Genomic DNA, 20,928 nt, shown 5'->3' on the forward strand with positions numbered 1-20,928 from the left:
GAAGACGCAGCGGAGAACATTCAATGACTGATACCGAGATCAAAGGCATCCTGGGCAACAAGCTCGGCATGACGCAGGTCTTCGACGAGAACAACCGGGTCGTCCCGGTGACCGTCGTCAAGGCCGGTCCGTGCGTTGTCACCCAGGTGCGCACCGAGGAGCGCGACGGCTACAGCGCCGTCCAGCTGGCTTTCGGCGCCATCGACCCGCGCAAGGTGAACAAGCCCGTCGCGGGCCACTACGCCAAGGCCGGGGTCACCCCGCGCCGCCACATCGTCGAGCTGCGGGTGCCGGACGCCTCCCAGTACGAGGTGGGCCAGGAGCTCACCGCCGAAGCATTCGCGGACGGCACGATGGTCGACGTCACCGGCACCAGCCGCGGCAAGGGCTTCGCCGGCACGATGAAGCGTCACGGCTTCGCCGGCCAGGGCGCCAGCCACGGCACACAGGCCGTCCACCGCCGCCCGGGCTCGATCGGCGGCTGCGCCACGCCGGGCCGCGTGTTCAAGGGCATGCGCATGGCCGGCCGCATGGGCAGCGACCGCGTGACCACGCAGAACCTGACCGTCCACAAGGTCGACACCGAGGCCGGTCTGCTGTTGATCAAGGGTGCGATCCCGGGCCGCAAAGGCGGCCTCGTGATCGTCAAGACCGCAGTGAAGGGTGGTGCGCAGGCATGAGCGCCGAGAACACCGTCAATCTCACCCTCGACGTCCACGTCCCGGCCGGCGGAACCGACGGTTCCGTGGAGCTGCCGGCCGACATCTTCGACGTCGAGCCGAACATCCCGCTGATGCACCAGGTCGTCACCGCCCAGCTCGCGGCGGCACGCCAGGGCACGCACAAGGTGAAGACGCGCGGCGAGGTCCGTGGCGGCGGCCGCAAGCCGTACCGCCAGAAGGGCACCGGCCGCGCACGCCAGGGCTCGATCCGCGCACCCCAGTTCACCGGCGGTGGCACCGTGCACGGGCCGCAGCCGCGCGACTACTCGCAGCGGACCCCCAAGAAGATGAAGGCCGCCGCGCTGCGTGGCGCGCTGACCGACCGGCTGCGCAGCGACCGCATCCACCTGGTCTCCGAGCTGGTGGAGGGCCAGGTGCCGTCCACCAAGAAGGCGCTCGGCTTCCTCGGCCGCCTCAGCGACCGCTCGAAGTTCCTCGTGGTGGTTCCGCGTGAGGACGTCGTGACGTGGCAGAGCGTCCGCAACATCGAGGGCGCGCACCTGATCGCACCGGATCAGCTCAACACCCACGACGTTCTGCGCAGCGACGACGTCGTCTTTTCCGTTGCGGCGCTCGAGAGCTTCGTGTCCGCCCGCAGCACGGCAGCGAAGGAGGTCTCGGCATGAGCATCGCGGAGATCAAGTCCGACCCGCGAGACATCCTGGTCGCACCGGTGGTCTCGGAGAAGTCGTACGGGCTCATGGAGGACAACGTCTACACCTTCCTGGTGCGCCCGGACGCCAACAAGACGCAGATCAAGATCGCCGTGGAGAAGGTCTTCGGGGTCACGGTCACGTCGGTGAACACCGCCAACCGTCAGGGCAAGCGCAAGCGGTCACGCCTCGGCTACGGCCGGCGCAAGAGCACGAAGCGCGCCTTCGTGACGCTGTCCGACGACAGCAAGCCCATCGAGATCTTCGGAGGGCCGGTCGGCTGAGCCGCGGCTCGCCCACCGGAACTCGTAGAAGGTAAGGACTTCAAGACTCATGGCAATCCGTAAGTACAAGCCGACGACACCGGGCCGCCGCGGCTCGAGCGTCGCCGTTTTCTCCGAGATCACGCGCTCGACGCCGGAGAAGTCGCTGGTGCGTCCCCTGCACAGCAAGGGGGGACGCAACGCGCACGGCCGGATCACGACCCGGCACCAGGGCGGCGGGCACAAGCGCGCCTACCGGGTGATCGACTTCCGCCGGCACGACAAGGACGGCGTGCCGGCCAAGGTCGCGCACATCGAGTACGACCCCAACCGCACCTCGCGGATCGCGCTGCTGCACTACTACGACGGCGAGAAGCGCTACATCATCGCGCCCAAGGGCCTCGGGCAGGGCGACGTGGTGGAGGCGGGACCGAACGCCGACATCAAGACCGGCAACAACCTGCCGCTGCGCAACATCCCCGCGGGCACGGTGATCCATGCGGTGGAGCTGCGTCCCGGCGGCGGCGCCAAGATGGCCCGCTCGGCGGGCGCCAGCATCCAGTTGCTGGGCAAGGAGGGCAACCACGCGAGCCTGCGTATGCCCTCCGGCGAGATCCGCCGCGTCGACGTGCGCTGCCGCGCCACCGTCGGCGAGGTCGGAAACTCCGAGCAGTCCAACATCAACTGGGGCAAGGCCGGCCGCATGCGGTGGAAGGGCAAGCGCCCCTCCGTCCGCGGCGTCGTGATGAACCCCGTCGACCACCCGCACGGCGGTGGCGAGGGCAAGACCTCGGGCGGCCGCCATCCGGTCAGCCCGTGGGGCCGGCCCGAGGGCAGGACCCGCCGACCCAAGAAGGCCAGCGACGCGATGATCGTCCGTCGTCGCCGTACCGGCAAGAACAAGCGCTAGGAGGGAGTGAAGGATGCCACGCAGCCTCAAGAAAGGCCCGTTCGTCGACGACCACCTCCTGGCGAAGGTGGACGCGCAGAACGAGAAGGGGACCAAGCAGGTCATCAAGACCTGGTCCCGCCGCTCGACCGTGATCCCCGACTTCATCGGACACACGTTCGCGGTGCACGACGGCCGCAAGCACGTGCCGGTGTTCGTCTCGGAGAACATGGTCGGACACAAGCTCGGTGAGTTCGCGCCGACCAGGACGTTCAAGGGCCACATCAAGGACGACCGGAAGAGCAAGCGCCGATGAGCACACAGTCAGAGACACAGGCCGTCGCGCAGACGGCGAAGGCCACCGCGCGTTTCGTGCGGGTGACCCCGATGAAGGCCCGTCGCGTCGTGGACCTGGTCCGCGGCCGGGGCGTCGGCGACGCGCTCGACATCCTGCGGTTCGCGCCGCAGTCTGCGAGCGACCCCGTCGCCAAGGTCGTGGCGAGCGCCGCGGCGAATGCGGAGAACAACCTCGACCTCGACCCGAGCACGCTCGTCGTGTCCGCGGCCTACGTCGACGAGGGCCCCACCTTCAAGCGGTACCAGCCGCGTGCACAGGGCCGGGCGTTCCGCATCCGCAAGCGCACCAGCCACATCACCATCGAGGTCCAGTCGGTGCCCGGCCAGGGCAACGGCCGCGGCCGTCGGAAGGGAGCTCAGTAGTGGGCCAGAAGATCAACCCGCACGGGTTCCGACTGGGAATCACCACCGACTGGAAGTCGCGGTGGTACGCGGACAAGCAGTACGCCGACTACGTCAAGGAAGACGTGGCCATCCGCCGGTTGCTCTCGACCGGCATGGAGCGCGCCGGCATCTCGAAGGTGGAGATCGAGCGCACCCGTGACCGCGTCCGCGTGGACATCCACACGGCGCGCCCGGGGATCGTCATCGGCCGCCGTGGCTCGGAGGCCGACCGCATCCGCGGAAAGCTCGAGAAGCTGACGGCCAAGCAGGTGCAGCTGAACATCCTCGAGGTCAAGAACCCCGAGGCCGACGCGCAGCTGGTCGCCCAGGGCGTGGCCGAGCAGTTGTCCAACCGCGTCGCGTTCCGGCGGGCCATGCGCAAGGCCATCCAGTCGGCCATGCGTCAGCCGCAGGTCAAGGGCATCCGGGTGCAGTGCTCCGGTCGCCTCGGCGGTGCGGAGATGTCCCGCTCGGAGTTCTACCGCGAGGGTCGCGTGCCGCTGCACACCCTGCGTGCAGACATCGACTACGGCTTCTTCGAGGCCAAGACGACCTTCGGCCGCATCGGCGTGAAGGTGTGGATCTACAAGGGCGACGTCGTCGGCGGCCGCCGCGAGGTGGCGGCCAACGCCGCAGCCGAGCGCGGTCCGCGTCGTGAGCGCCCGGCGCGTTCGCGTCGTCCGTCCACGGCCGGCCAGGGCGGGGGCCGTGCGGCCACCGCGACTGCGCAGGCCGAGGCGCCCGCCGCAGAGAATCAGGAGGGCTGACGATGTTGATGCCACGACGGGTCAAGCACCGTAAGCAGCATCACCCCAAGCGCAAGGGCATGGCCAAGGGCGGCACCGAGGTCACGTTCGGTGACTTCGGCCTGCAGGCCCTGGAGCCGGCGTACATCACGAACCGCCAGATCGAGGCGGCGCGTATCGCGATGACCCGCCACATCAAGCGCGGCGGCAAGATCTGGATCAACATCTTCCCGGATCGCCCGCTGACCAAGAAGCCGGCCGAGACCCGCATGGGCTCCGGCAAGGGTTCGCCGGAGTGGTGGGTCGCGAACGTCAAGCCCGGGCGCGTGATGTTCGAGATGAGCTACCCCAACGAGGAGATCGCCCGCGAAGCACTGCTGCGTGCGGCGCACAAGCTCCCCTGCAAATGCCGGATCGTGACTAGGGAGGGGAGCTTCTGATGGCAACGGGAACCCAGGCATCCGAGCTCCGGGAGCTCGGCGAGGAAGAGCTGACCACGTCGCTCCGTGAAGCCAAGGAGGAACTGTTCAACCTCCGCTTCCAGATGGCGACCGGGCAGCTCGACAACAATCGCCGCCTCCGGACCGTCCGGCGCAACATCGCCCGGATCTACACCGTGCTCCGCGAGCGTGAGCTGGGGCTCGCGGCCGGACCGGACGAGGACGGCGCCGCATGAGTGAGGACAAGACAGTGAGCACCACCGAGAACGCAGCGAGCACGGAAGCGGCCGACGAGCGCGGCCGCCGCAAGATCCGTATCGGCTACGTCGTCTCCGACAAGATGGAGAAGACGATCGTCGTCGAGCTCGAAGACCGCGTCAAGCACCCGCTGTACGGCAAGATCATCCGCCGCACCAGCAAGGTCAAGGCGCACGACGAGAACAGCGTGGCCGGCGTGGGCGACCGCGTCCAGCTGATGGAGACCCGGCCCCTGTCCGCCACCAAGCGGTGGCGGCTGGTCGAGGTCCTCGAGAAGGCCAAGTAGTACTCGGTGCGGCCGGCCGACCGCGAAAGCGGGGGCCGGCCGCACCGGTGCACTGCCCAACCCTTATGATGGTCTGGTTTGCCGCACGGGCTCGCGTCCGTGCGGCGTGCCCCGCCATCGTGCGGGAGCCCGCCCCGAGGGGCGGGCGAACGACCGCGTGCGTCGGGTCGGTAATCCGGCGCACATCGAGTCCAGGTCAAGGAGAACTCTAGTGATCCAGCAGGAGTCGCGGGTCCGAGTTGCCGACAACACCGGTGCCAAGGAGATCTTGTGCATCCGTGTTCTCGGCGGCTCCGGTCGCCGCTACGCCGGAATCGGCGATGTCATCGTCGGCACGGTCAAGGACGCCATCCCCGGCGGCAACGTCAAGCGCGGCGATCTGGTCAAGGCCGTGATCGTCCGGACCAAGAAGGAGCGCCGTCGTCCGGACGGCTCCTACATCCGCTTCGACGAGAACGCCGCCGTCATCATCAAGCCGGACAACGATCCGCGCGGTACGCGCATCTTCGGGCCCGTGGGCCGCGAGCTGCGCGACAAGAAGTACATGAGGATCATCTCGCTTGCGCCGGAGGTGCTGTGATGAAGGTGCACAAGGGCGACACGGTCCTCGTCATCTCGGGTAAGGACAAGGGCGCCAAGGGCAAGGTCATCAAGGCCATCCCCGAGCGCAACCGCGTCATCGTCGAGGGCGTGAACCGCATCAAGAAGCACACCGCCGTCTCTGCGAACCAGGCCGGCGCGCGCGTCGGCGGGATCGTCACCCAGGAGGCCGCCCTTCACGTCTCGAACGTGATGGTCGTCGACTCCGACGGCAACCCCACCCGCGTCGGGTACCGCACCGACGAGAACGGCAAGCGGGTGCGGATCTCCCGTCGCAACGGGAAGGACATCTAGAGATGACGAGCACCGAGAACAAGATTCAGCCGCGCCTGAAGCTGCAGTACCGCAGCGAGATCCGCGACGCCATGCAGAAGGAGTTCTCCTACGAGAACGCCATGCAGGTGCCGGGGCTCGTCAAGGTCGTCGTGAACATGGGCGTCGGCGACGCGGCCCGCGATGCCAAGCTCATCAACGGCGCCGTCCGCGATCTCTCGCTGATCACCGGACAGAAGCCCGAGATCCGCCGCGCACGCAAGTCCATCGCGCAGTTCAAGCTGCGTGAGGGCATGCCCATCGGCGCCCGGGTGACCCTGCGCGGTGACCGCATGTGGGAGTTCCTCGACCGTCTGCTCTCGATCGCGCTGCCCCGCATCCGCGACTTCCGCGGCCTGTCGGGCGAGCAGTTCGACGGCAACGGCAACTACACCTTCGGCCTTTCCGAGCAGTCGATGTTCCATGAGATCGACATCGACTCGATCGACCGCCCGCGCGGTATGGACATCACCGTCGTGACCACCGCCACCAACAACGACGAGGGCCGCGCGCTGCTCAAGCAGCTCGGCTTCCCGTTCAAGGAGAAGTGAGATGGCGAAGAAGGCGCTCGTCAACAAGGCGAACCGCAAGCCCAAGTTCTCAGTTCGCGCATACACGCGGTGCCAGCGTTGCGGACGCCCGCACTCGGTGTACCGCAAGTTCGGACTGTGCCGCGTCTGCTTCCGCGAGATGGCGCACGCGGGCGAACTGCCGGGAGTTCACAAGAGCTCCTGGTGATCCACCACCACACCACTTCGCGGTAGGCCTGCTGCGCCGCCCCGGCGGCGTCCAAGAGGGAACCATTGCGAGAAAGGTATACAGGTCACTTCCATGACCATGAGCGATCCGATCGCAGACATGCTCACGCGTCTGCGCAACGCCAACTCGGCGTACCACGACGAGGTTTCCATGCCGTCGTCGAAACTGAAGGTGAACATCGCCGAGATCCTCAAGCGTGAGGGCTACATCGGCGATTACAAGGTCGAGGACGCGCGGGTGGGCAAGACCCTCACGCTGGTCCTCAAGTACGGCCCTGCGCGTGAGCGCAGCCTCGCCGGCATCCGCCGCGTGTCGAAGCCCGGCCTGCGCGTGTACGCCAACTCCACCAACCTGCCCAAGGTCCTCGGCGGCCTCGGCGTGGCGATCATCTCGTCATCGACCGGACTGCTCACGGACCGCCAGGCAGCCAAGCAGCGAGTAGGCGGGGAAGTCCTCGCCTACGTCTGGTAGGGGGTCGAAGAATGTCTCGTATCGGTAGAGACCCGATCACCGTCCCCGGCGGCGTCGATGTGGCCATCGACGGCCAGGACGTCAAGGTCAAGGGGCCCAAGGGCGAGCTGGCACTGACACTGAACGACGTCATCGGCATCGCGAAGGCCGAAGACGGACGTCTGGAGGTCACGCGCGCAGACGAGGACCGTGACAGCCGCGCGCTGCACGGCCTGTCCCGCACGCTGGTGCAGAACATGGTCACCGGCGTCACCGAGGGCTACCTCATCAAGATGGAAATCCACGGCGTCGGCTACCGCGTGGCGCTGAAGGGTTCCACGTTGGAGTTCTCGCTGGGCTACAGCCACCCCGTCACCGTCGACGCGCCCGAGGGCGTGAGCTTCCAGGTCGAGAACCCCACCCGGTTCTCCATCAGCGGCATCGACAAGCAGAAGGTCGGCCAGGTCGCCTCCAACATCAAGCGGCTGCGCAAGCACGACCCGTACAAGGGCAAGGGCATCCGCTACGAAGGTGAGCAGGTCCGTCGCAAGGTCGGAAAGACGGGTAAGTGATCATGAGTGAGACTGCACAGACCAACGGCAAGCGGGTTCCGCGCGGCACGGACGTGTCCACCGCGCGCCGTATCGCGCGGAGCCGTCGGCACTTCCGCCTGCGCAAGCGGCTTTCCGGCACGCCGGCCCGCCCGCGCCTCGTAGTGAAGCGCTCCTCCCGGCACATCCACGTCCAGGTCATCGACGACACCGTGGGCCACACCCTGGCCGCTGCGTCGAGCATCGAGGCCGACGTCCGCGCCGTGGACGGCGACAAGACCGCCAAGGGCGTCAAGGTCGGGGAGCTCATCGCGGCCCGCGCCAAGGCGGCCGGCGTGACCGCGGTCGTGTTCGACCGCGGCGGCAATGCCTACCACGGCCGTATCGCGGCGCTCGCGGACGCGGCGCGCGAGGGCGGGCTGGAGTTCTGATGAAGACGATCAACAACGGAAGGACTGTCTGATGCCGGGACGTCAGCGGCGTGACGGCGGACGGGGTCCCGCCGGACAGAACGGCCCCAACAGTGACAACAAGGGTCAGGGCGGCCAGGGCGGCCGTGGCGGCCGCGGCGGCCGGGACAACCGGTCCCGCGACGCGGAGAAGTCGAACTTCATCGAGCGGGTCGTTACGATCAACCGCGTCTCGAAGGTCGTCAAGGGCGGCCGCCGGTTCAGCTTCACCGCTCTGGTGATCGTCGGCGACGGCAACGGTGTCGTCGGCGTCGGCTACGGCAAGGCCAAGGAAGTGCCGGCCGCCATCCAGAAGGGTGTCGAGGAGGCTCGGAAGAACTTCTTCCGCGTGCCGATGATCGGCAGCACCATCACCCACCCGGTGCAGGGGGAGGAGGCCGCAGGCGTGGTCATGCTGCGTCCGGCCAGCCCGGGTACCGGTGTCATCGCGGGCGGCGCCGTGCGTGCGGTCCTCGAGTGCGCCGGCATCCAGGACATCCTGTCCAAGTCGCTCGGCAGCGACAACGCGATCAACGTCGTGCACGCGACGGTGGCCGCGCTCAAGGGTCTGCGTCGTCCCGAGGAGGTCGCGGCGTCCCGCGGCCTGCCGATCGAGGACGTGGCCCCGGCGGCGATGCTGCGGGCACGTGCCGGGCAGGGGGCATGACGATGGCACAGCTCAAAGTCACCCAGGTCCGCAGCACCATCGGAACCAAGAAGAACCAGCGTGACAGCCTGCGTACCCTCGGGCTCAAGCGGATCCGGCACACCGTGGTCCGCGAGGACTCGGCGGAGACGCGCGGACTGATAAACGTGGTCTCGCACCTCGTCACGGTGGAGGAGGTCTCACAGTGACCATCAAGTTGCACCACCTTCGCCCGGCGCCGGGCTCCAAGACCGACCGCACACGCGTCGGCCGCGGTGAGGGCTCCAAGGGCAAGACCGCGGGACGCGGCACGAAGGGCACCAAGGCCCGTAAGAACGTGCCGGCCGCCTTCGAGGGCGGGCAGATGCCGCTGCACATGCGGCTGCCCAAGCTCAAGGGTTTCAAGAATCAGTTCCGCACCGAGTTCCAGGTCGTCAACGTCGGCGACATCGCGCGGCTGTTCCCCGAAGGCGGGACCGTCGGGGTGGCCGAGCTGGTCGCCGCCGGTGCCGTCCGCAAGAACCAGCCGGTGAAGGTTCTCGGCGACGGCGAGATCAGCGTCAAGGTCGACGTCACGGCGGACAAGTTCTCGGCGTCCGCCGCGGACAAGATCGCGGCCGCCGGCGGCACTGTCACCGCCACGGCCTGACCGACGCGTAGCGTGCGGCCGATCCGCGTCCGGAAGCTGTTCCGGGCGCCGGCGCGACCGTCCACGCAGAAGCGCGCATGCCGCGGATGGGGCCTTGCGGGCCCCGTCCGCGGCATCGCTGTCTGCGCCCACTGTTAGAGTTCAATCGTCGTCCGCGCGCCGGCCGGACCACGCCGGTGGGGATTGCCCGGGCCGCCGCCCGATGAGGGTGGGCGGGTCGGTGGGTTCTTTCCCGGGCGCCCCGTCAGCACACATCCAGGAGGACACTTGCTCTCGGCCTTCGGATCTGCCTTCAGGACTCCGGACCTGCGGCGGAAGATCCTGTTCACGCTCGGCCTGATAGTGCTGTATCGGCTGGGCGCGATGATGCCGTCGCCCGGCGTGGACTTCAAGGTGGTCCAGCAATGTTCCGCGGACGCCCTCGGCGGCGACGGTGACGCGGCCGGCGTGTACACGCTCATCAACCTGTTCTCCGGCGGCGCCCTGTTGCAGCTGTCCGTGTTCGCCATCGGCATCATGCCCTACATCACGGCGAGCATCATCGTCCAGCTGCTGACCGTCGTCATCCCGAAGTTCGAGGAACTGCGCAAGGAAGGCCAATCCGGCCAGGCCAAGATGACGCAGTACACGCGGTACATCACGATCGCGCTGGCGCTGCTCCAGTCCACCGGCTTCGTCGCACTGGCCAACAGTGGCAACCTGCTGCGGGGCTGTGATCAGCCCATCCTGGCCGACTCGAGCATCTTCGGACTCGTCGTGACGACTCTCGTCATGTCCGCGGGCGGCGTGCTGCTGATGTGGTTCGGCGAGCTCATCACCGAGCGCGGCGTCGGCAACGGCATGTCGCTGCTGATCTTCATCAGCATCGGCGCCGGCCTGCCGACGATGGGCAAGTCCATCCTGGATCAGGGCGGGCTCAAGTTCACGCTGATCATGCTCGCGGTGCTGGCGATCCTCGTCGGCGTCGTGTTCATCGAGCAAGGCCAGCGCCGCATCCCGGTCCAGTACGCCAAGCGGATGGTGGGCCGGCGGATGTACGGCGGCACGTCCACCTACCTGCCGCTCAAGGTCAACCAGGCCGGCGTCATCCCGGTGATCTTCGCGTCGTCGCTGCTGTACCTGCCCACTCTCGTGGCCCAGTTGACGAGCAACAACGGCACCGAAGAGCACTGGTGGAACAAGATCATCAACCAGTACCTGTCCAACCCCGCGGACACCGGCTACATCATCATCTACTTCCTGCTCATCATCTTCTTCACCTACTTCTACGTGGCGATCACGTTCAATCCTGAAGAGCGTGCGGACGAGATGAAGAAGTACGGTGGGTTCATTCCGGGGATCCGTCCGGGGCGGCCGACGGTGGAGTACCTGCAGTACGTGCTCACGCGGATCACCCTTGTGGGCTCGCTCTACCTGGGCATCATCACGGTGCTGCCGAACTTCTTCCTGGGCGCGGCGGCAACGGCGAGCATGGCGTTCGGCGGCACGTCGATCCTGATCATCGTCGTCGTCGCCCTCGACACCGCGAAGCAGATCGAAAGCCAGTTGTTGCAGCGAAACTATGAAGGGTTCCTTCGATGAGAATTGTTCTACTCGGTCCCCCCGGAGCAGGTAAGGGCACGCAGGCCGCCATCCTGTCCGACAAGCTCGGCGTGCCGCACATCTCGACCGGCGATCTGTTCCGCGCGAACATCGGCGAAGGCACCGACCTGGGCGTGGAGGCGAAGCGGTATCTCGACGCCGGCGAACTGGTCCCCAGCGAGTTGACCAACCGCATGGTGGAGGCCCGTCTGAGTGAGGCCGACGCCGCCCAGGGATTCCTGCTCGACGGCTTTCCCCGCACAGTCGACCAGGCGGAGGCGCTCGAGGGGATCCTCGGTCGGCTGGGCACCGCTCTCGACGCCGTCCTCGAGTTCGTCGTCGACGAGGACGTCGTGGTGGAGCGCATGCTGTCCCGCGGCCGCGATGACGACAAGGAAGACGTCATCCGCAACCGGCTGCGTGTGTACCGCGCGGAGACCGCACCGCTGCTGGACCATTACCGGTCCATCGAGGTGAGCGTCGACGCGGTGGGCGAGATCGAGGAGATCAACGCGCGAGCCATGGCAGCACTGGGCAAGTAGCCGTGGGTTTCGCGCGACGTCGCAAGGTGGTGCCGTTCCGCACGGCCGGGGAGCTCGACGCCATGGCAGCCGCGGGCGCGGTGGTGGGACGGACCCTCGTGGCGGTCCGGGACGCCGCGGTGCCCGGGGCCAGCACGCTGGACCTGGACCGTGTGGCGGAGGCGTCGATCCGGGCCGCGGGGGCAGTGCCCTCGTTCCTGGGATACCACGGGTTCACCGGTTCCATCTGCGCGTCCCGCAACGACGTGGTGGTCCACGGCATCCCCCGTGCGGACGACCTGCTGGGCGAGGGCGACCTGATCTCGATCGACTGCGGCGCCATCCTCGACGGATGGCACGGCGACTCCGCGTGGACCTTCGCGGTGGGCGGAGTCTCCGCAGCGGAGGAGGAGCTCAACGCCGCCACGGAGCAGTCGCTTGCGGCGGGGATCGCGGCGATGCTTCCCGGGAACCGGCTGACCGACGTGTCGCATGCGATCGAAAGCGGGACCCACGCGGCGGAGAAGGCGCACGGCAGGGTCTACGGCATCGTCGACGGCTACGGCGGCCACGGTATCGGCCGGGAGATGCACATGGACCCGTTCCTCGCCAACGAGGGCGCGCCCGGAAAGGGCCCCCGGCTGGTGGTCGGCTCCGTGCTCGCCATCGAACCGATGCTCACCCTGGGTACCGACCAGACGACCGTTCTGGAGGACGGGTGGACGGTGATCACCGACGACGGCTCCAGGGCTTCGCACTGGGAGCACACCGTGGCGGTGACCTCCGACGGTCCGCGCATCCTGACGACCCGCCCCTGACGCGCCGCCGCGGCCCGGTCCGGCCCTAGGCGTCGAGGAGGATCGTCACCGGGCCGTCGTTGGTGGACGCGACCTGCATGTGCGCGCCGAAACTCCCCGATTGGACCCGGGCGCCCAGTCGGCGGAGTTCACCGGTCAGCGCGTCGACGAGGGGCTCGGCCACCGAACCCGGGGCGGCCTGGTTCCAGGACGGGCGCCGGCCTTTGCACGCGTCACCGTACAGAGTGAACTGGCTGACGACCAGGACCGGAGCGTCCAGGTCCGAGGCCGAGGTCTCGCCGTCGAGGATGCGGAGTCGCCAGATCTTCGCCGCCAGCGCGGCCGCCGCGGCGACGTCGTCGGAGTGCGTTGCACCGACGAGCACGAGCAGCCCCTGCCGGGCGCCTGGCGCATCCGTGTCCGCTCTTCCTGGGCCGCTGTCGCCGAGGATTTCGCCGACTGTCTCGCCGTCGACCTGCACTCGCGCCCACGTGACCCGCTGAACGACCGCTCGCATGCCGCCATTCGATCAGATGCGCATCCGGGCGCGGCGTCCGGTGCGGTCACCCCGCGTCGCCGTCGCACCCGGTGGATCGGTGCCGGTCGGCTCCTTCGGGCGGGCCGACGAGCACGGGCGGGCGTCCCGGCGCGCGATGCCATCGATCGCCGCGCGCATCGGTGAAGGTGATCGCCGGCAGGACGGGGGTGTCCGCGAGATGACGCAGGGTCTGCCGGTGCTCCCCGGGCAGTACGATTCCGATCCTGGTGGGTGCCGGGCCCCGCCCGTCGGCCGCATCGACGGGGTCGAGCACATCCGCCGCCTGCACCTCGACGTCGTGGATGGGGTGCCCCGAACGGTTCGCGACGACCAGCTCGGACTCGGCGATCCAAGCGCTCACGTGGTCGGCGTGCGCCCGGCGCGCGCGCATGCGGTCGCCCATCTCGCGCAGCAGGCGATGCCGACGTTCACGGTGGATCTGCCAGAATCCGACCCCGAACGCGGCGACGGTGCCGATGGATCCGAACCAGGTGGCGAGGTCTCCGAAGCTGTCGAACCACTGATGCGGTGCTGCGGCCATGGTCGTGATCCTTGTCGTCCGGTGCGGGGAGGTTTTCGCCGCGCGGGCGCGGGCGTGTACCCTGGTCGATTGGTGCGTGCTGCGCGCGTGTTCCGTGCCGCCTGATGGCGACCGGAGCCGCCCGGGTCGGGCGGCAGGGCGCGGGCCTGTAGTGAGCAGGTCTGTAGTGAGCATCATCCCTTAGGAGGACGAGTAGGCGATCGATTCGGGATCGTCCGGGCACGCCCGGACGATCGGTCGACGCCAGGATCGCGGAGGACATGGCCAAGAAGGACGGCGCCATCGAGGTCGAGGGGCGTGTGATCGAACCCCTGCCCAACGCAATGTTCCGCGTTGAGCTGGAGAACGGACACAAGGTCCTTGCCCACATCAGTGGCAAGATGCGGCAGCACTACATCAGGATCCTTCCCGAGGATCGGGTGGTGGTGGAGCTGTCGCCGTATGACCTCTCCCGCGGTCGGATCGTTTTCCGGTACAGGTGAGAACCCTTTCCGGCCGGTCCCGGTCGGGAGGACTACGATTCTGCGGCGCCGCTGGCGGCGTCGCGGAGTGATCTTCAGGAGATTCGACAGACGTGAAGGTGCAACCGAGCGTCAAGAAGATCTGCGAGAAGTGCAAGGTGATCCGCCGTCACGGGCGGGTCATGGTGATCTGCGACAACCCGCGCCACAAGCAGCGCCAGGGTTAGGCAGCGCCGGCCAACGCACAATTGCGATCGGCTTGCCGAGCGACATGACAGCCTCCCAGAACCAGCCGCACCCCATGCGGGCGCGGTCCACCCCCGGCACGGAGGCCGGGGCCCCATCGAATACGGGGACGGGCTGGGAGAAGACCTCCGAACACCGAGAACAGGATCTGCCACATGGCACGACTCTCTGGTGTGGATCTGCCCCGCGAAAAGCGGATGGAGATCGCACTGACCTACATCTACGGGATCGGCCGTACCCGCTCCCACGAGATCCTCGCGGCCACGGGCGTCAACCCCGACCTGCGCAGCAAGGATCTCACCGACGAGGACCTCACGAAGCTGCGTGACTACATCGAGAACAGCCTGAGGGTGGAGGGCGACCTTCGCCGCGAGGTGCAGGCGGACATCCGTCGCAAGATGGAGATCGGCTGCTACCAGGGCCTGCGGCACCGCCGTGGACTTCCGGTCCGTGGTCAGCGCACCAAGACCAACGCGCGCACGCGCAAGGGACCCAAGAAGACCATCGCCGGCAAGAAGAAGGCCAGGTAAGCAATGCCACCGAAGTCACGCGGCACCGGCCCCAAGAAGGGCACCCGACGCAGGGACAAGAAGAACATCCCGCTCGGCGCCGCACACATCAAGAGCACGTTCAGCAATACGATCGTCTCGATCACCGACCCCGCGGGCAACGTCGTCTCGTGGGCGTCGTCCGGCCATGTGGGCTTCAAGGGGTCGCGCAAGTCGACCCCGTTCGCCGCGCAGCTGGCTGCGGAGAACGCCGCGCGCAAGGCGCAGGAGCACGGCATGAAGAAGGTCGACGTCTTCGTGAAGGGCCCGGGCTCGGGTCGCGAGACGGCGATCCGCTCGCTGCAGGCCGCCGGCCTCGAGGTCGGCACAATCTCTGATGTCACCCCTCAGCCGCACAACGGCTGCCGTCCGCCCAAGCGGCGCCGGGTCTAGCGGGAACTGGAAAGGATAGGAGGCTAAAGGTTCATGGCTCGTTATACCGGACCGGTCACCCGCAAGTCGCGACGTCTGCGCGTCGACCTCGTCGGAGGAGACCAGGCGTTCGAGCGTCGCCCCTACCCGCCCGGCCAGCACGGCCGCGCGCGGATCAAGGAGAGCGAGTACCTCCTGCAGCTGCAGGAGAAGCAGAAGGCGCGCTTCAGCTACGGCGTGATGGAGAAGCAGTTCCGCCGCTACTACGAAGAGGCCGCGTCGCGTCCCGGCAAGACCGGTGAGATCCTGCTCGTCCTGCTCGAGTCGCGTCTCGACAACGTGGTCTACCGCGCAGGGCTCGCGCGCACGCGCCGCCAGGCACGTCAGCTCGTCAGCCACGGCCACTTCCTGGTCAACGGCAAGAAGGTCGACATCCCCAGCTACCGCGTGTCGCAGTACGACATCATCGACATCAAGGAGAAGTCGATGAGCACGCTGCCGTTCCAGGTGGCGCGGGAGACCCAGGGCGAGCGCAACGTCCCCGGCTGGCTGCAGGTCGTCGGCCCGCGCATGCGGGTGCTCGTGCACCAGCTGCCGGAGCGCGCGCAGATCGACGTGCCGCTGCAGGAGCAGCTCATCGTCGAGTACTACTCGAAGTAGATCGTGCGTCCCCGTGCGGCCATGGCCGCACGGGGCGCTGTCCCGGACAGCGTTCGGGGCTTCCCCGAGGGTCTCGGGGTCCGTCAGGTGGACGTCAAATAGCGGACGTCCGTACAGGAGGAATGTCAATGCTCATCTCGCAGCGACCCGTGCTGACCGAAGAGGTCATCGCGGACAACCGCTCGAAGTTCGTGATCGAGCCGCTGGAGCCGGGGTTCGGCTACACGCTCGGCAACTCGCTTCGGCGCACGCTGCTGTCGTCCATCCCGGGCGCGGCGGTCACCAGCATCCGGATCGAGGGTGTGCTCCACGAGTTCACCACGATCCCGGGCGTGAAGGAGGATGTCACCGAGATCATCCTCAACCTCAAGGGGCTCGTCGTGAGTTCCGAGGAGGATGAGCCGGTCACGATGTACGTGCGCATGCAGGGGCCCGGTGTGGTCACGGCAGGCGACATCGTCCCGCCGAGCGGCGTGGAGGTGCACAACCCCGATCTGCACATCGCGACGCTGAACGAGAAGGGCAAGCTCGAGATCGAGCTCGTGGTCGAGCGTGGCCGCGGCTATGTCCAGGCGATCCAGAACAAGGCCGCCGGCGCGGAGATCGGCCGTATCCCGGTCGACTCCATCTACTCGCCGGTCCTCAAGGTGACCTACAAGGTCGAGGCCACCCGTGTGGAGCAGCGTACGGACTTCGACAAGCTGATCCTGGACGTCGAGACGAAGCACTCGATCTCGCCGCGTGACGCCATCGCGTCGGCCGGCAAGACGCTGGTCGAGCTGTTCGGATTGGCTCAGGAGCTCAACGTCGAGGCGGAAGGCATCGAGATCGGGCCGTCGCCCGTCGAGGCCGACCACATCGCGGCGTACTCCATGCCGATCGAGGAGCTGGAGCTGGCGGTCCGCTCGAACAACTGCTTCAAGCGCGAGGGCGTCCACACCGTGGGCGACCTGGTGGCGCGCAGCGAGTCGGATCTGCTGGACATCCGGAACTTCGGACAGAAGTCGATCAATGAGGTCAAGGTCAAACTGGCCGCCCTCGGTCTGGCGCTCAAGGACAGCCCTCCCGGGTTCGACCCGTCCACGATCGCCGGATACGACCCGGAGACGGGCACGTGGACGGACACGGACGACGACGATCAGGACTTCGCCGAGACCGAACAGCTGTAACCGTCTTCACCCGGAACGCCGGAGAGGCCGTCCCGGGTACCTACAAGGAGCACTACAATGCCCAAGCCCACAAAGGGTGCCCGCCTCGGCGGGTCGGCTTCGCACCAGAAGGCCATCCTGGCCAACCTGGCCACTGCGCTCTTCGAACACGGTCGGATCACCACCACCGAGTCGAAGGCAAAGCGGCTGCGTCCGTACGCGGAGAAGCTGATCACGAAGGCCAAGGCCGGCACGCTGGCAGACCGACGCGAGGTGATGAAGAACATCACCGACAAGGACGTCGTCCACCACCTGTTCGCCGACATCGGACCGCACTTCGCGGAGCGCGACGGCGGGTACACCCGCATCGTCAAGACGCTTCCGCGCAAGGGTGACAACGCCTCGATGGCGATCATCGAGCTGGTGCGCGAGCAGACCGTGTCCTCCGAGGCGGACCGTGCGCGTCGCGTCGCGGCCTCGCAGGCCCAGGAGAACCCGGTGGCCGAGGTCGCCGACGAGGCGACCGACGCCGAGGTCGAGAACGCCGAGGAGGTGGTGGAGGGGATCGAGGAGACCACCGCCACCGCGGCCGACGCGACCGAGGCCGGAGACGACAAGGCCGCGGACAAGGAATAGTCCCCAGTGGAGGAATCCTTTCATCGCGCGGGTGAGCCCGCCGTCGCAGACAGCGGCGGCGGGCTCACCCGTCTGCGCCTCGACATCGCCTACGACGGCACCGACTTCTCCGGGTGGGCCAAGCAGCCCGGCCGCAGGACTGTGTGCGGCGTGCTGGAGGAGGCGCTGGCGACGGTGCTGCGCACGCCCGCCCGCCTGACGGTGGCGGGCCGGACGGACGCCGGAGTGCACGCGGCGGGGCAGGTGGCGCACCTGGACCTGCCGGCGGACGCCGTGCCCGGCGACCCGTCGCGGTGGGTGCGCCGCTTCGCCCGGCTTTTGCCGCAGGACGTCCGCATCCGCGAGTTCACGCCGGTCCCCGGCGATTTCGACGCGCGATTCTCCGCCCTGCGCCGCCACTACGCCTACCGCGTGACCGCCGCGGAGTCGGGCGCCGACCCCGTGCGGGCCAGAGACACGGCGGTGTGGCGGGGGCCCGTCGACGTGGAGGCCATGCGGGAGGGCTCGGCCGCGCTGGTGGGGCTGCACGACTTCGCCGCGTACTGCAGGCGCCGCGACGGCGCGACGACGGTCCGTGAACTGCAACGGTTCGACTGGGTCGAGGCAGACGGGGGCGTGCTCGTGGCCTACGTCAGCGCGGACGCGTTCTGCTGGTCGATGGTGCGCAGCCTCGTCGGGGCGGCGCTGACGGTGGGGCAGCACCGGCGCGCCCCGGAGTGGATGACGGAGCTGCTGGCGGAGCGGGCGCGTTCCAGCGCGGTGCCCGTCGCGCCCGCGAAGGGGCTCAGCCTGATCGGTGTCGACTATCCGGCGGAGGACGCCCTCGCCGCGCGGAACAGAAGAACAATGGACAAGCGTGACCCGGTCGAAGCGCACGGCGGGGGCGGGCCGGGCGGGTGCTGCGGCGACTGACCGGTCGGGTGCGCTGGGCGCGCCGACGGCGGCGTCGAGCCGGCGCGGGGTTCGGGGGAGGGGAGAAGTTGCAGGCTGAGAGCGGTACTCGCGCGGCCACGGTGGTCGTCGACATCGGACCCGCCGGGATTCGCGCGTGGGCGAACGGGGACGTCACGCGGCAGCGGGCGGCGGTGCTGCGCACCGGGGGCGGGCTGGTGTACGGGGACGAGGCCGCGCGAGGTGCGGGGGCCGACCTGGGCGCCTTCGAGGGGTGCCTCGCGGAGGCGGTGGACGAGGAGTACACGGCGCTCGGGGCCTCGGTTTTCCGGACCGTCGAGCTGTTCCGCGGATTGCTGCTGCATGTGCTCACGGCGGTGGGGGCCGTCGGCGGTGTGCTTGCACCGGGCGTACCGCGGCGGATGGTGCTGGTGCTGCCGGGCCAATGGGGCGCGATCCGCCGCGGCGTCGTCGAGCGGGCGGCCGCCGCCGTGGCCGACGGGGTCGTCACGGTGGGCTCGAGTTGCGCGGCGGTGGCCGCAGCGGAGGCCGAGGACTCGATCCGGCGCGGCGGCGCGGTAGGCGTCGTCGAGCAATGGCCAGGTTGTGCGGTCGTCTCTGTGGTGGAACGGGCGTCGCCCGCTCACCAGGCGTCCGTTCCGGGCCGGCCGGCAGGCGCGGACCGGTTGCCGGAGCACCGCGGTGCCGTCTGCCTGCCGGGCGTCGTGCCGGGATGCGGCGGGGGCGAGGGAACGGGGGCGGGCGCCGGGGCCGACGTCGGGCGCGGCCTGTTCACCGCGTTGGCCGGCCTCAATGCCGGTGTGGCCCCGGACTCGGTGATAGCGGTGCCCCGGTCCGGTCGGGAGTTCGACCGCACGCTCGGCGCGGCGGATGGGGCCCGCGTGCTGTTCATGGACGGGGACGCGCCGTTGCGCGGTGCGGTGCTTCTGGCGAGGGCGCTGTGACGGCTCCGGGTCACGTTTTCGCAGGGCATGGACGCGCTTGGAGGAGATCTGCGGCGACCGGAACCGGGATGGGCGCCGCTGCGTCCTAGTCAGTGTGGGGGACAGCGGGGCGCCCGGGCCGGCAGCGGCCCGATCGCCATCTCGGTCCGATCGTCCCGCGTCTCCTGGCGGAGCGCGGCTCGAGGAGGGAGCGGACCGAGGCGCCGACGCAGACGACGGCGCGCGCTGTGAACCTGGGGGAGATGGGGGAAAGGCCGGTCGGGTCCACGTGAGGGGGCGTGGGGCCACGGCCACGGCGGTCCGGTGCGGGAGTCGGAGGGGAGGTCCGGCCCCGCACCGGGCCGTGCGCGGTCCGGCCCGCTTTGACGGTGCCCACCGGCGGTCGGTATCGTGCTTCTTTGGTGTGTTGCCACGCAGGCCGCCCCCGGGTCTCCACCGGCCGCCGGGGCCGTCCGGCACGCACCCAGGCCGGCAGATCATTCGACAGACGAGGAACAACCTAGTGTCCACGTACACCCCGAAGGCCGGTGACGTAACCCATCAGTGGTACGTCATCGACGCCACCGATGTGGTGCTCGGGCGGCTCGCCAGCAAGGCTGCGACGCTGCTCCGCGGCAAGCACAAGCCCACCTACACCCCCAACACGGACGGCGGGGACTTCGTCGTCGTCGTCAACGCCGAGAAGGTCACGCTCACCGGCAAGAAGCTGACGGACAAGCGCAGCTACCGGCACTCGGGCCACCCGGGCGGGCTCAGCTCGCTCTCGGCCGGCGAGATGATCGCCAAGCACCCGGACCGCTTCGTCGAGGACGCGATCAAGGGCATGCTTCCGCACACCAAGCTCGGCCACGCCATGGCCTCGAAGCTCAAGGTGTACGCGGGTCCTGAGCACCCCCACGCCGCGCAGAAGCCGGTGCCGTTCGAGATCAAGCAGGTGGCCCAGTGACGGCGCCGGAGGAGAAGAACGTGACCAACCCCGAGAACGAAGGCCTGCAGGCCCCCATCGCCGATAGCGTGGAGGTCGTCGACGAGGGCGTCGTCGACGAGGGCTACGAGGTGGCCGAGGAAACCTTCGCGGCGCCGGTTCCGCAGCTGGGCGGCGACCGTCCGGTGCAGACCGTCGGGCGCCGCAAGGAGGCCGTCGCGCGGGTGCGTCTGCTGCCCGGCACCGGCGGCTTCACCCTCAACGGCCGGACCATCGAGGACTACTTCCCCAACAAACTGCACCAGCAGCTGGTGAAGTCCCCGCTGGTGCTCGTGGAGCGCGAGGAGTCCTTCGACATCCACGCGCGCCTGCACGGCGGCGGCCCCTCGGGTCAGGCCGGCGCACTGCGTCTGGCCATTGCGCGCGCCCTGGTGGACGTGCAGCCGGAGGACCGCTCCACGCTCAAGTCCGCGGGATTCCTCACCCGTGACGCGCGTGCGGTCGAGCGTAAGAAGTACGGCCTGAAGAAGGCCCGCAAGGCCTCGCAGTACTCGAAGCGCTGATTCGACGGCGCCGCCGGCCCCCGGGTCGGCGGCGTCCCCGCGCACACCGAGGGCGGGCGTCGGGAAGGATCCGGCGCCCGCCCTCGGTTTTTCAGATCTGCACGCACATGACCGCGTGGCG

Annotated in this window: 36 protein-coding genes; 34 read left to right on the top strand and 2 right to left on the bottom strand. The window is 68.6% G+C overall.

Going from position 1 to position 20,928, the window contains the following annotated elements:
* Positions 1-23 precede the first annotated feature (23 nt).
* From rplC to map, 23 genes are all read left to right on the top strand, one after another.
* A complete protein-coding gene (gene rplC, locus FO059_RS03765; protein ID WP_143906479.1) occupies positions 24-680 on the top strand; it encodes a 50S ribosomal protein L3 in 657 nt (218 codons plus the stop codon).
* A complete protein-coding gene (rplD, locus tag FO059_RS03770; RefSeq protein ID WP_143906481.1) occupies positions 677-1,348 on the top strand; it encodes a 50S ribosomal protein L4 in 672 nt (223 codons plus the stop codon). The genes rplC and rplD overlap by 4 nt, the downstream gene beginning before the upstream one ends.
* The gene (gene rplW, locus FO059_RS03775) at positions 1,345-1,659 is read left to right on the top strand and encodes a 50S ribosomal protein L23 (protein WP_143906483.1); all 315 of its coding nucleotides are present in this window, start codon (positions 1,345-1,347) and stop codon (positions 1,657-1,659) included. Before rplD ends, rplW begins: the two co-directional genes overlap by 4 nt.
* A gap of 49 nt (positions 1,660-1,708) precedes the next feature.
* Complete coding sequence (gene rplB / locus FO059_RS03780; RefSeq protein ID WP_143906484.1) at positions 1,709-2,548, top strand: 50S ribosomal protein L2; 840 nt, start codon at positions 1,709-1,711, stop codon at positions 2,546-2,548.
* A gap of 13 nt (positions 2,549-2,561) precedes the next feature.
* Positions 2,562-2,843 (top strand): 30S ribosomal protein S19, encoded by a 282-nt coding sequence (gene rpsS, locus FO059_RS03785; protein WP_143906485.1) that lies wholly within the window; start codon positions 2,562-2,564, stop codon positions 2,841-2,843.
* The gene (rplV, locus tag FO059_RS03790) at positions 2,840-3,247 is read left to right on the top strand and encodes a 50S ribosomal protein L22 (protein ID WP_143906486.1); all 408 of its coding nucleotides are present in this window, start codon (positions 2,840-2,842) and stop codon (positions 3,245-3,247) included. The genes rpsS and rplV overlap by 4 nt, the downstream gene beginning before the upstream one ends.
* Positions 3,247-4,035 carry a 30S ribosomal protein S3 gene (gene rpsC / locus FO059_RS03795; protein ID WP_143906487.1) on the top strand — a complete coding sequence of 263 codons (789 nt, stop codon included), beginning with the start codon at positions 3,247-3,249 and terminating at the stop codon, positions 4,033-4,035. The genes rplV and rpsC overlap by 1 nt, the downstream gene beginning before the upstream one ends.
* A 2-nt stretch (positions 4,036-4,037) precedes the next feature.
* The gene (gene rplP, locus FO059_RS03800) at positions 4,038-4,454 is read left to right on the top strand and encodes a 50S ribosomal protein L16 (protein WP_143906488.1); all 417 of its coding nucleotides are present in this window, start codon (positions 4,038-4,040) and stop codon (positions 4,452-4,454) included.
* Complete coding sequence (gene rpmC, locus FO059_RS03805) at positions 4,454-4,690, top strand: 50S ribosomal protein L29 (protein WP_143906489.1); 237 nt, start codon at positions 4,454-4,456, stop codon at positions 4,688-4,690. The genes rplP and rpmC overlap by 1 nt, the downstream gene beginning before the upstream one ends.
* Complete coding sequence (rpsQ, locus tag FO059_RS03810; RefSeq protein WP_143906491.1) at positions 4,687-4,998, top strand: 30S ribosomal protein S17; 312 nt, start codon at positions 4,687-4,689, stop codon at positions 4,996-4,998. Before rpmC ends, rpsQ begins: the two co-directional genes overlap by 4 nt.
* 211 nt (positions 4,999-5,209) lie before the next feature.
* On the top strand, positions 5,210-5,578 hold the full coding sequence (rplN, locus tag FO059_RS03815) for a 50S ribosomal protein L14 (protein WP_143906493.1): 369 nt from the start codon (positions 5,210-5,212) through the stop codon (positions 5,576-5,578).
* Positions 5,578-5,892 carry a 50S ribosomal protein L24 gene (gene rplX / locus FO059_RS03820; RefSeq protein WP_143906495.1) on the top strand — a complete coding sequence of 105 codons (315 nt, stop codon included), beginning with the start codon at positions 5,578-5,580 and terminating at the stop codon, positions 5,890-5,892. Before rplN ends, rplX begins: the two co-directional genes overlap by 1 nt.
* A gap of 2 nt (positions 5,893-5,894) precedes the next feature.
* Positions 5,895-6,461 (top strand): 50S ribosomal protein L5, encoded by a 567-nt coding sequence (gene rplE / locus FO059_RS03825; RefSeq protein WP_143906497.1) that lies wholly within the window; start codon positions 5,895-5,897, stop codon positions 6,459-6,461.
* A 1-nt stretch (position 6,462) separates the two neighbouring features.
* The gene (locus tag FO059_RS03830) at positions 6,463-6,648 is read left to right on the top strand and encodes a type Z 30S ribosomal protein S14 (protein ID WP_143906499.1); all 186 of its coding nucleotides are present in this window, start codon (positions 6,463-6,465) and stop codon (positions 6,646-6,648) included.
* Positions 6,649-6,741: 93 nt separating this feature from the next.
* Positions 6,742-7,140 (top strand): 30S ribosomal protein S8, encoded by a 399-nt coding sequence (gene rpsH, locus FO059_RS03835; protein WP_143906501.1) that lies wholly within the window; start codon positions 6,742-6,744, stop codon positions 7,138-7,140.
* Positions 7,141-7,151: 11 nt separating this feature from the next.
* Positions 7,152-7,691, top strand: coding sequence for a 50S ribosomal protein L6 (gene rplF, locus FO059_RS03840; RefSeq protein ID WP_143906503.1), 540 nt, complete (start codon positions 7,152-7,154; stop codon positions 7,689-7,691).
* Between the two features lie 2 nt (positions 7,692-7,693).
* Positions 7,694-8,101 carry a 50S ribosomal protein L18 gene (gene rplR / locus FO059_RS03845; protein WP_143906505.1) on the top strand — a complete coding sequence of 136 codons (408 nt, stop codon included), beginning with the start codon at positions 7,694-7,696 and terminating at the stop codon, positions 8,099-8,101.
* A 31-nt stretch (positions 8,102-8,132) separates the two neighbouring features.
* Positions 8,133-8,786: a 30S ribosomal protein S5 gene (rpsE, locus tag FO059_RS03850; protein WP_143906508.1), complete on the top strand. Its 654-nt coding sequence runs from the start codon at positions 8,133-8,135 to the stop codon at positions 8,784-8,786.
* A gap of 2 nt (positions 8,787-8,788) precedes the next feature.
* Entirely contained in the window at positions 8,789-8,974 is a 186-nt protein-coding gene (gene rpmD, locus FO059_RS03855; RefSeq protein WP_143906510.1) for a 50S ribosomal protein L30, read from the top strand.
* A complete protein-coding gene (rplO, locus tag FO059_RS03860) occupies positions 8,971-9,414 on the top strand; it encodes a 50S ribosomal protein L15 (protein WP_143906512.1) in 444 nt (147 codons plus the stop codon). Before rpmD ends, rplO begins: the two co-directional genes overlap by 4 nt.
* A 267-nt stretch (positions 9,415-9,681) precedes the next feature.
* The gene (gene secY, locus FO059_RS03865) at positions 9,682-10,995 is read left to right on the top strand and encodes a preprotein translocase subunit SecY (RefSeq protein ID WP_143906514.1); all 1,314 of its coding nucleotides are present in this window, start codon (positions 9,682-9,684) and stop codon (positions 10,993-10,995) included.
* Positions 10,992-11,537, top strand: coding sequence for an adenylate kinase (locus FO059_RS03870; RefSeq protein WP_143906516.1), 546 nt, complete (start codon positions 10,992-10,994; stop codon positions 11,535-11,537). Before secY ends, FO059_RS03870 begins: the two co-directional genes overlap by 4 nt.
* Positions 11,538-11,539: 2 nt before the next feature.
* On the top strand, positions 11,540-12,334 hold the full coding sequence (gene map, locus FO059_RS03875) for a type I methionyl aminopeptidase (protein ID WP_143906518.1): 795 nt from the start codon (positions 11,540-11,542) through the stop codon (positions 12,332-12,334).
* Between the two features lie 25 nt (positions 12,335-12,359).
* Here map and dtd read toward each other — a convergent pair whose 3' ends face one another.
* On the bottom strand, positions 12,360-12,830 hold the full coding sequence (gene dtd / locus FO059_RS03880) for a D-aminoacyl-tRNA deacylase (protein ID WP_143906520.1): 471 nt from the start codon (positions 12,828-12,830) through the stop codon (positions 12,360-12,362).
* A gap of 46 nt (positions 12,831-12,876) precedes the next feature.
* Positions 12,877-13,392, bottom strand: a complete 516-nt coding sequence (locus tag FO059_RS03885) for a hypothetical protein (RefSeq protein WP_143906522.1) — start codon at positions 13,390-13,392, stop codon at positions 12,877-12,879.
* A 260-nt stretch (positions 13,393-13,652) separates the two neighbouring features.
* Here FO059_RS03885 and infA point away from each other — a divergent pair, with 260 nt between their 5' ends.
* The 11 genes from infA to rpsI all read left to right on the top strand — a co-directional run bounded on the left by infA (position 13,653) and on the right by rpsI (position 20,807).
* Positions 13,653-13,874, top strand: a complete 222-nt coding sequence (infA, locus tag FO059_RS03890; protein ID WP_143906524.1) for a translation initiation factor IF-1 — start codon at positions 13,653-13,655, stop codon at positions 13,872-13,874.
* Positions 13,875-13,966: 92 nt separating this feature from the next.
* A complete protein-coding gene (rpmJ, locus tag FO059_RS03895) occupies positions 13,967-14,080 on the top strand; it encodes a 50S ribosomal protein L36 (protein WP_143906526.1) in 114 nt (37 codons plus the stop codon).
* Positions 14,081-14,254: 174 nt separating this feature from the next.
* Positions 14,255-14,629, top strand: a complete 375-nt coding sequence (gene rpsM / locus FO059_RS03900; protein ID WP_143906528.1) for a 30S ribosomal protein S13 — start codon at positions 14,255-14,257, stop codon at positions 14,627-14,629.
* Between the two features lie 3 nt (positions 14,630-14,632).
* Entirely contained in the window at positions 14,633-15,040 is a 408-nt protein-coding gene (rpsK, locus tag FO059_RS03905) for a 30S ribosomal protein S11 (RefSeq protein ID WP_143906530.1), read from the top strand.
* A gap of 33 nt (positions 15,041-15,073) precedes the next feature.
* Positions 15,074-15,679, top strand: coding sequence for a 30S ribosomal protein S4 (gene rpsD, locus FO059_RS03910; RefSeq protein WP_143906532.1), 606 nt, complete (start codon positions 15,074-15,076; stop codon positions 15,677-15,679).
* Between the two features lie 128 nt (positions 15,680-15,807).
* Entirely contained in the window at positions 15,808-16,848 is a 1,041-nt protein-coding gene (locus FO059_RS03915) for a DNA-directed RNA polymerase subunit alpha (RefSeq protein WP_143906534.1), read from the top strand.
* Positions 16,849-16,905: 57 nt separating this feature from the next.
* On the top strand, positions 16,906-17,463 hold the full coding sequence (gene rplQ / locus FO059_RS03920; protein WP_143906536.1) for a 50S ribosomal protein L17: 558 nt from the start codon (positions 16,906-16,908) through the stop codon (positions 17,461-17,463).
* A gap of 6 nt (positions 17,464-17,469) precedes the next feature.
* Positions 17,470-18,375, top strand: coding sequence for a tRNA pseudouridine(38-40) synthase TruA (gene truA, locus FO059_RS03925; RefSeq protein WP_233267063.1), 906 nt, complete (start codon positions 17,470-17,472; stop codon positions 18,373-18,375).
* A 68-nt stretch (positions 18,376-18,443) separates the two neighbouring features.
* The gene (locus FO059_RS03930; RefSeq protein ID WP_143906538.1) at positions 18,444-19,319 is read left to right on the top strand and encodes a hypothetical protein; all 876 of its coding nucleotides are present in this window, start codon (positions 18,444-18,446) and stop codon (positions 19,317-19,319) included.
* A gap of 502 nt (positions 19,320-19,821) precedes the next feature.
* A complete protein-coding gene (gene rplM, locus FO059_RS03935; protein WP_143906540.1) occupies positions 19,822-20,265 on the top strand; it encodes a 50S ribosomal protein L13 in 444 nt (147 codons plus the stop codon).
* Positions 20,266-20,321: 56 nt separating this feature from the next.
* Positions 20,322-20,807, top strand: a complete 486-nt coding sequence (gene rpsI, locus FO059_RS03940; protein ID WP_372497912.1) for a 30S ribosomal protein S9 — start codon at positions 20,322-20,324, stop codon at positions 20,805-20,807.
* Positions 20,808-20,928: the final 121 nt, after the last annotated feature.

Source organism: Tomitella fengzijianii (genome assembly GCF_007559025.1).
Taxonomy (GTDB): Bacteria; Actinomycetota; Actinomycetes; order Mycobacteriales; family Mycobacteriaceae; genus Tomitella; species Tomitella fengzijianii.